This window comes from Streptomyces sp. NPDC059477, from assembly GCF_042749375.1.
Taxonomy (GTDB): Bacteria; Actinomycetota; Actinomycetes; order Streptomycetales; family Streptomycetaceae; genus Streptomyces.
Map to the genome: position 1 here is coordinate 91,124 of NZ_JBHYUG010000023.1, position 7,406 is coordinate 98,529.

Consider the following 7,406-nt stretch of genomic DNA (forward strand, 5'->3'; position numbering starts at 1 on the left):
GTAGGCCGGGCGGGCGGGGGGCGCTTGATGGGTTGGACCGCCCGCGAAAACGGACCCCCATCTGACGCCCCCGAGGTGCCCCGAGACGCCCTACATCCGGGCCGCCACCCCCGTCAGCGCCGTGATCGCCGGGTCCAGTGCCTGATGTATCTCGTCCCCGATGGACCGGAAGAACGGCAGCGGCGCCCCGTACGGGTCGTACACCTCGTCCGCCTCGGCGGTGGGCGCCAGCAGCCAGCCGCGCAGCGCGGCGGCGGCCCGGACCAGGGCGCGGGCCCGCACCACCACCCCGTCCTCCAGGGACGGCAGGGTCGCCGGGTCGATGGCCTTCACCAGCCGGGTGAACTCCTTCAGCGTGAAGGTGCGCAGCCCCGCCGAGTGCCCCATGGAGATCACCTGCGCCCGGTGGTCACGGGTCGCGGTGAGCACCAGGTCGGCCATGATGACGTGCTCGTCGAGGAGTTCGCGCCCGGTGAAGCCGGAGGCGTCCGCGCCGAAGTCGGCCAGCACCGCCTCGGCGTTGGCCTCCATGGGCGCCCCTTCATGACCCCAGGTCCCCGCGCTCTCCACGATCAGCCCACCGCCCAGAATGCCGAGCCGCTGGGACACGTAATGCCGGGTCAGCCGCTCGGTGATGGGCGAGCGGCACACATTGCCGGTGCTGACGTGGAGGATCCGGAAGCTGTCGCGCGGCAGCCCCACGAACGTCGTCGTGATCTCCGCCGCACTCTCCCCGTTGCCTATGCCACGCCCCGCGTCAGGGGCTGTCAATTGGCCACCTCAAGGTCGGGTACGACCTTGCGCAGCTCCTCGGGCGAGAGCGCGCCCTCGCGCAGCAGCACCGGCACCGGGCGGGTGACGTCGACGATGGAGGACGGGACGTTGCCGGGGGTGGGGCCGCCGTCGAGGTAGACGGAGACCGAGTCGCCGAGCATCTGCTGGGCCGCGTCGCAGTCCTCCGGCGCCGGGTGGCCGGTGAGGTTGGCGGAGGAGACGGCCATCGGGCCGACCTCGGTGAGCAGTTCGATGGCGACCGGGTGCAGCGGCATCCGTACCGCGACCGTGCCCCGGGTGTCACCGAGGTCCCACTGGAGGGACGGCTGGTGCCTGGCGACCAGGGTGAGCGCGCCCGGCCAGAACGCGTCGACCAGCTCCCAGGCCAGCTCGGAGAAGTCGGTGACGAGGCCGTGCAGGGTGTTCGGGGAGCCGATCAGGACGGGGGTGGGCATGTTGCGGCCCCGGCCCTTGGCGTCCAGCAGATCGGCGACGGCCTCGGAGGTGAAGGCGTCGGCGCCGATGCCGTACACGGTGTCGGTGGGGAGGACCACCAGCTCGCCACGGCGGACGGCGGACGCGGCCTCGCGCAGACCGGTCACGCGGTCGGTCGCGTCATTGGTGTCGTATCGCCGTGCCATGTCTAGCGGGCCTCCTCGAACCGGTCGTACACGAGGTACGCGAACTGCTGGGATGAAGTGTGGCGGATGCTCACGGCAGCGCCTTGCGGGCGGTGGCGAAGCGCGGGCGGTTGTTGAGGTCGGGGTGGTCGGCGGCGTCGGCCCAGCCGCGCTCCTCGGTGAAGATCCACGGCACCTGGCCGCCCTGGGTGTCGGCGTGCTCGATCACCACGACCCCGCCGGGCCGCAGCAGCCGGTACGCGGTCCGCTCCAGGCCGCGGATCAGGTCGAGGCCGTCCTCGCCGGAGAACAGGGCGAGGTCGGGATCGTAGTCCCGGGCCTCGGGGGCGACGTACTCCCACTCGGTGAGCGGGATGTAGGGCGGGTTGGAGACGACCAGGTCGACCTGTCCGTCGAGGTCGGGAAAGGCGTCCAGGGCGTTGCCCTGCCGCAGCTCGACCCGGGAGCCCTCCACGTTCCTGCGGGTCCACACCAGGGCGTCCTCGGACAGCTCCACGGCGTGCACCCGGGAGCGGGGCACCTCCTGGGCCAGGGCGAGCGCGATGGCGCCGGAGCCGGTGCACAGATCGACGATGCAGGGCTCCACGACGTCCATGGCCCGTACGGCGTCTATGGCCCAGCCGACCACCGACTCGGTCTCCGGGCGGGGCACGAAGACCCCGGGCCCCACCTGGAGCTCCAGATAGCGGAAGTAGGCGAGGCCGGTGATGTGCTGGAGCGGCTCGCGCTGTTCGCGGCGCGCGATGACCTCCCAGTAGCGGGCGTCGAAGTCCGCGTCCTGGACGGAGTGCAGCGCGCCCCGTTTCACCCCGTGCACGAACGCGGCCAGCTCCTCCGCGTCGGTACGGGGCGAGGGCACGCCGGCGTCGGCCAGCCGCTGGGTGGCCTGGGCCACCTCCGCGAGCAGCAAGCTGCGGGGGCTCGGGGGTCGCCCCCCAAATGACTGCTGCACGCAAGTCCTCCGTGTCGTCCTGGGTCGTCCGTGCCGGTGCCTTTACGCGGCTGCCAGTTTCGCCGCCGAGTCCGCGTCGACGCACGCCTGGATGACCGCGTCGAGGTCACCGTCGAGCACCTGGTCCAGGTTGTACGCCTTGAAGCCGACGCGGTGGTCCGAGAGCCGGTTCTCCGGGAAGTTGTACGTGCGGATCTTCTCGGAGCGGTCGACGGTACGGACCTGGCTGCGGCGGGCGTCGGCGGCCTCCTTCTCCGCCTCCTCCTGCGCCGCGGCGAGCAGCCTGGAGCGCAGGATACGCATCGCCTGCTCCTTGTTCTGGAGCTGGCTCTTCTCGTTCTGGCAGGAGGCGACCACTCCGGTCGGGACGTGGGTGATGCGCACGGCGGAGTCGGTGGTGTTGACGGACTGGCCGCCCGGCCCGGAGGAGCGGTAGACGTCGATCCGCAGATCGCTCGGGTTGATCTCCACGTCCACCTCCTCGGCCTCCGGCGTGACCAGCACACCGGCGGCGGAGGTGTGGATGCGGCCCTGCGACTCGGTGGCCGGCACCCGCTGCACCCGGTGCACCCCGCCCTCGTACTTCAGCCGCGCCCACACGCCGTGCCCGGGTTCGGTCTGCCCGCGGGTCTTCACCGCGACCTGGACGTCCTTGTAGCCGCCCAGCTCGGACTCGGTGGCGTCGATGATCTCGGTCTTCCAGCCGACGCGCTCCGCGTAGCGCAGATACATCCGCAGCAGATCCCCGGCGAAGAGCGCGGACTCGTCGCCTCCGGCGCCCGCCTTGACCTCCAGGATCACGTCCTTGTCGTCGCTGGGGTCGCGCGGGACCAGCAGCAGCCGCAGCTTCTCGGTCAGCTCCTCGCGCTGCTTCTCCAGCTCCTTGACCTCGGCGGCGAAGTCGGGGTCGTCGGCACCCAGCTCACGCGCGGTGTCGATGTCGTCACCGGACGCCTTCCAGGAGCGGTACGTGGCGACGATCGGGGTCAGCTCGGCATAGCGCTTGTTCAGCTTGCGCGCGTTGGCCTGGTCGGCGTGGACCGAGGGGTCCGCGAGCCTGGTCTCCAGGTCGGCGTGCTCGCCGACCAGCTCCTCGACGGCCTCGAACATCTTCTGGCTCCTGTGTGCGGTACGACGGTGAAGGGCGGGGCGACCAAAAACGCCGGTCCCGGCACGCCCTCGTCGGGGCGTGGCCGTGGACCGGCGAAGTGGGGCTCGCTACTTCTTGGAGCCGGCGGCCTTGCCGAAGCGGGCCTCGAAGCGGGCCACACGGCCACCGGTGTCGAGGATCTTCTGCTTGCCCGTGTAGAACGGGTGGCACTCGGAGCAGACCTCGGCCCGGACGGTGCCGGACTCGATGGTGCTGCGGGTGGTGAACGACGCGCCACAGGTGCAGCTGACCTGCGTCTCGACGTACTGGGGGTGGATGTCGCGCTTCAAGGTGTCTCCTAGTTTCGGGAGGGCGCCGGGTCGCTGCCGCGGAGTGCGGAGCGTGAACCGGGGCCGACGGTCCAGTCTGCCAGGACTGGGGCCATCCCCCAAAACCGGGGGTTGGGGTCTTCTATTCCGCAGGAGGGGGCGGGGGTGATCGCCGTGGGCGGGTGCGGGTGCGTTGTGGCTGGTCGCGCAGTTCCCCGCGCCCCTTACGGGGTTGCAGTAGCCCTGCGCCTAAGAAGCGACGCCCGCCGTCCGGACTCAGGACGTGACGCCCCCTCCGGGCTCAGGACGTCACCACGCCGTCCGCCTGGCCCGTTGCCGTGCCCTCTGTCGCTGACTCGGGGATCGGCTTGTCCGCCTTGAGGGCGGTCCAGACCTGGTCGGCCTTGGTCTCGTCGAGCAGGACGCGGTTGAGGTTGGCCGGGTCGTACTGGACCGGCATGGTGACCATGTCCATGCCGGAGGAGTCGATGGACTTCAGGCCGTTGGCCCAGGCCGTCAGCGAGTTCACCGAGCCGAGGTCGGAGTCGGTGGTGACCGACTTGGTCGCGGTGTCCGCGAGCGCGAAGAGCTTCGTGGGGTTGGTGAACAGGCCGATGCTCTTGACCTGCTCGACCAGGGCCTTGATGAACGCCTGCTGGAGCTGGATGCGGCCGAGGTCGGAGCCGTCGCCCACGGCGTGCCGGGTGCGGACCAGGCCGAGAGCCTGCTCGCCGGTGAGCTGGTGGGTGCCGGCCGGGAGGTCGAGATGGCTGTCGGGGTCGCTGATGGGCTCGGTGGTGGTGACCTCGACCCCGCCGAGTTCGTCGACCAACGTCTCGAAGCCGCTGAAGTCGACCTCCAGATAGTGATCCATCCGGATCCCGGTCAGTGTCTCGACGGTCTTCACCGCGCAGGCGGCGCCGCCCGTGGAGTACGCCGAATTGAACATCACGCCGCTCGCGGCCGGGTAGGCGTTGCCGTCGGTGTCGGTGCACTCCGGGCGGTCGATCAGGGTGTCGCGCGGGATGGAGACCACGCTGGCCGTCTTATGGCCCTCGTACACATGGACGATCATCGCGGTGTCGGAGCGGGCGGTGCCGTCGTCCTCGCCGCCGCCCAGGTCCTGGTTGTCGCCGGAGCGGGTGTCCGAGCCGAGGACCAGGATGTTCTCCGAGCCGTTGTCGACCTTGGTGGGGCGGTCGGAGCCGAGGGCCTGGTCGATGTTGACGCTCTGGAGGTTGCCGTTGAGCTTGAAGAAGACATAGCCCGCGCCGGCGCCGCCGAGGAGGACGATCCCGACCGCGGTCCAGGCCGCGATGAGGGCGCCCTTGCTGCGCTTGCCGCGCTTCTTGCGGCGGCGGTCCCGGGCGCGGTGACGTGGACCACTGGAACCTGACGGGCCCGGTATGCCGGGGCCCGGCGTGCTCTCGGCAGACATGTGCTCCTCGGCTTCTCGTCCGGTCGGTGTACCCCCAGCGGTGACGGACAGGGCTGGTGGGGCGGCCCGGACGACGCCGGGTTCACCCCGTATCCATCGTGCTCCGTACGGTCAGACGGGGAAACTCGGCACAGGGTTGCACAACGCGCTGTGCCCACCGCCGGGGCGATGGGCACAGCGCGTAGCCGGATAACGCGGGGGTGACCCCCCTCACCTGCGGGTTCAGCCGAAGAGGTCGTACTGCTTGAAGTCCGTGCCGATCTCGATGGGTGTGGCGAAGATCTCGCTGGTCGCCTTGCCGGTGCCCGGGTAGAGGGAGAGCTTCCCGGCGGGAGTGCGGGCCAGCAGGTCGGCCTTGCCGTCGCCGGTGATGTCACCGACCGCGTCGAAGGCGTTGAAGCCGCTCCAGGTGCGCACCTTCACCCGCGCCGAGAACGCCCCGGTGCCGGCCTTGCCGGTGCCCTTGTAGAGGTAGACGGTGCTGCCGGTCTTGGTGCGGGCGATCAGGTCGGTGCGGCCGTCGCCGGTGAAGTCGCCGTGGCCGAGGACCACGTTGTACTGGTTCCAGCCGGAGCCGACCTTGACGCGGGCGGCGAAGGTGCCGTTGCCCTTGCCCGGGTAGATCCACAGCACGCCCGCGGAGTCCACCGACAGCAGGTCGGGCAGATAGTCACCGGTGACATCGCCGGGGAGGACCATCTGGGTGCGGGTCTTCCAGTTGTCGGCGAGCTTCTTGGTGGTCCACTGGCCGGTGGAGAGCACGAAGTGGGTCCAGAAGACATCGCCGTCGCTGGTGCGGCGGTAGACCAGGTCCTGGAAGCCGTCCCGGTCGAGGTCGGTCTGGAGGACCGAGTTCACGCCGTCCCAGTTGCCCCACTCCTCGCGCGCGTCGAAGGTGGTGCCCTTGGATGCCTTGGCGTAGCCGATCTTGTTGGACGACTTGCGCACCCACATGTCGGCCCGGTTGTCCCGGCTGATGTTGGTGTCGTCGATGCGCGGATAGACCGCCCCGACGTAGGAGGTGACCTTGGAGAAGACGCTGTAGGCGCCCTTGGCCACGCAGTCCTCCACGCCCCAGGAGACGACGCCGATGATCCGGTTGTTGACCACCAGGGGGCCGCCGGAGTCGCCGTTGCAGGCCGTGGTGGTGCCGCTGTTGCTGCCGGTGGCGGGCTTGCCCGCGCACACCATGTGGCCCTTGACGAATTCCGAGCCGTAGGTGCGCGAGCAGGTGGTGTCCGACTGGAGCGGCAGGGTCGCCGTCTTCAGCTTCTCCGAGATCGCGTCGCTGGTGGAGCTGGTCCGGCCCCAGCCGTAGACCTTGGCGCTGGTCCCGGCGGCGTACGAGGCGCTGTCCCCGGCCGTCGTCATCTTGATCGGCGTGGCCTTGACCGGGACGTCCAGGGTGAGGACGGCGATGTCGTTGTCGAGCGTCGTCGCGTTGTACGACGGGTGCTGCCACTGGCGCAGCGGCAGGGTGACCGTGCCGCCGTGCAGGTCGCTGCCGCCGGAGCCGTTGTCGGAGGGCAGCTGGGCGGTGCCGGTGACGATGGCGCCGTTCGCGTACCAGTTGTAGCCCTTGACGCAGTGCGCGGCGGTGAGGATCTTCGTGGGGGCGACGACCGCGCCGCCGCAGAAGAAGCCGATGTCGTCGGCGGTGCCGGTGGTGCCGCGGTCGTCGAAGTACCACAGCTGTGCCATCCAGGGCGCGGTGGTGATCCCGGTGGTGACCCCGCCGATGATCTTCGCGTCCTTGCCGCCGGCCGCGCTGCCGGCGGTGACGCCGCTGCTCAGTGACGTCTTGTTGCCCTGCCCGGCGAGGTCGTCCTCCGCCTGGGCAGCCGCGACGCGGTCGGTCAGCTCGGCGCTCGTCACGGTGGTCGGTCCGGGTATCACCCCCGGCGACGGCAGCGGAGTGGCGGCATCGGCGGACGAGGTCAGCAGCGCGGCCCCGAGCACCGCGGCGAGAGCGGCGGCGATGGCGGACGCGCCGAACCGTATCCGCCGTCTGTGCCGCACTTCACCCCCCGCAGACATGGACGTATCCACTCAAGTCCCCCCTAGGGATAAGAAGTTCGAAGGCGGAGATCTTATAACAAATAAGGTGGCGATGCAGGCGCTGTTGCGCAACCCGCTGGCCGAGCCCTATCTGCTGGGGGTGTCCTCCGGGGCGTCGCTCGGG

7 protein-coding genes and 1 pseudogene are annotated in these 7,406 nt (G+C 70.3%); 1 reads left to right on the top strand and 7 read right to left on the bottom strand.

Annotation, left to right across the window (positions count from 1 at the left end; all coding sequences use genetic code 11):
• Positions 1–90: 90 nt before the first annotated feature.
• From ACFXAZ_RS15005 to ACFXAZ_RS15035, 7 genes are all read right to left on the bottom strand, one after another.
• The gene (locus ACFXAZ_RS15005) at positions 91–771 is read right to left on the bottom strand and encodes a protein-tyrosine-phosphatase (protein WP_384589877.1); all 681 of its coding nucleotides are present in this window, start codon (positions 769–771) and stop codon (positions 91–93) included.
• Positions 768–1,415, bottom strand: coding sequence for an L-threonylcarbamoyladenylate synthase (locus ACFXAZ_RS15010; RefSeq protein ID WP_382685723.1), 648 nt, complete (start codon positions 1,413–1,415; stop codon positions 768–770). Before ACFXAZ_RS15010 ends, ACFXAZ_RS15005 begins: the two co-directional genes overlap by 4 nt.
• Before the next feature lie 70 nt (positions 1,416–1,485).
• Positions 1,486–2,325 (bottom strand): peptide chain release factor N(5)-glutamine methyltransferase, encoded by an 840-nt coding sequence (gene prmC, locus ACFXAZ_RS15015; protein ID WP_382685726.1) that lies wholly within the window; start codon positions 2,323–2,325, stop codon positions 1,486–1,488.
• An 84-nt stretch (positions 2,326–2,409) separates the two neighbouring features.
• Positions 2,410–3,477 carry a peptide chain release factor 1 gene (gene prfA, locus ACFXAZ_RS15020; RefSeq protein WP_384589881.1) on the bottom strand — a complete coding sequence of 356 codons (1,068 nt, stop codon included), beginning with the start codon at positions 3,475–3,477 and terminating at the stop codon, positions 2,410–2,412.
• Positions 3,478–3,585: 108 nt separating this feature from the next.
• On the bottom strand, positions 3,586–3,807 hold the full coding sequence (rpmE, locus tag ACFXAZ_RS15025) for a 50S ribosomal protein L31 (RefSeq protein WP_382685732.1): 222 nt from the start codon (positions 3,805–3,807) through the stop codon (positions 3,586–3,588).
• Positions 3,808–4,087: 280 nt separating this feature from the next.
• Positions 4,088–5,224: an LCP family protein gene (locus ACFXAZ_RS15030; RefSeq protein ID WP_384589885.1), complete on the bottom strand. Its 1,137-nt coding sequence runs from the start codon at positions 5,222–5,224 to the stop codon at positions 4,088–4,090.
• Between the two features lie 222 nt (positions 5,225–5,446).
• A complete protein-coding gene (locus tag ACFXAZ_RS15035; protein WP_384589887.1) occupies positions 5,447–7,261 on the bottom strand; it encodes a trypsin-like serine protease in 1,815 nt (604 codons plus the stop codon).
• Positions 7,262–7,331: 70 nt separating this feature from the next.
• Between ACFXAZ_RS15035 and ACFXAZ_RS15040 the strand changes: the two are divergent.
• Positions 7,332–7,406, top strand: a pseudogene (locus tag ACFXAZ_RS15040) (iron chelate uptake ABC transporter family permease subunit); the annotation flags it as partial.

What these genes read in the sequence shown, in the direction of transcription:
- ACFXAZ_RS15010 (WP_382685723.1), bottom strand. Translation starts at nt 1,415, where the DNA reads ATGGCACGGCGATACGACACCAATGACGCGACCGACCGCGTGACCGGT.
- ACFXAZ_RS15030 (WP_384589885.1), bottom strand. Translation starts at nt 5,224, where the DNA reads ATGTCTGCCGAGAGCACGCCGGGCCCCGGCATACCGGGCCCGTCAGGT.
- ACFXAZ_RS15035 (WP_384589887.1), bottom strand. Translation starts at nt 7,261, where the DNA reads ATGTCTGCGGGGGGTGAAGTGCGGCACAGACGGCGGATACGGTTCGGC.
- prfA (WP_384589881.1), bottom strand. Translation starts at nt 3,477, where the DNA reads ATGTTCGAGGCCGTCGAGGAGCTGGTCGGCGAGCACGCCGACCTGGAG.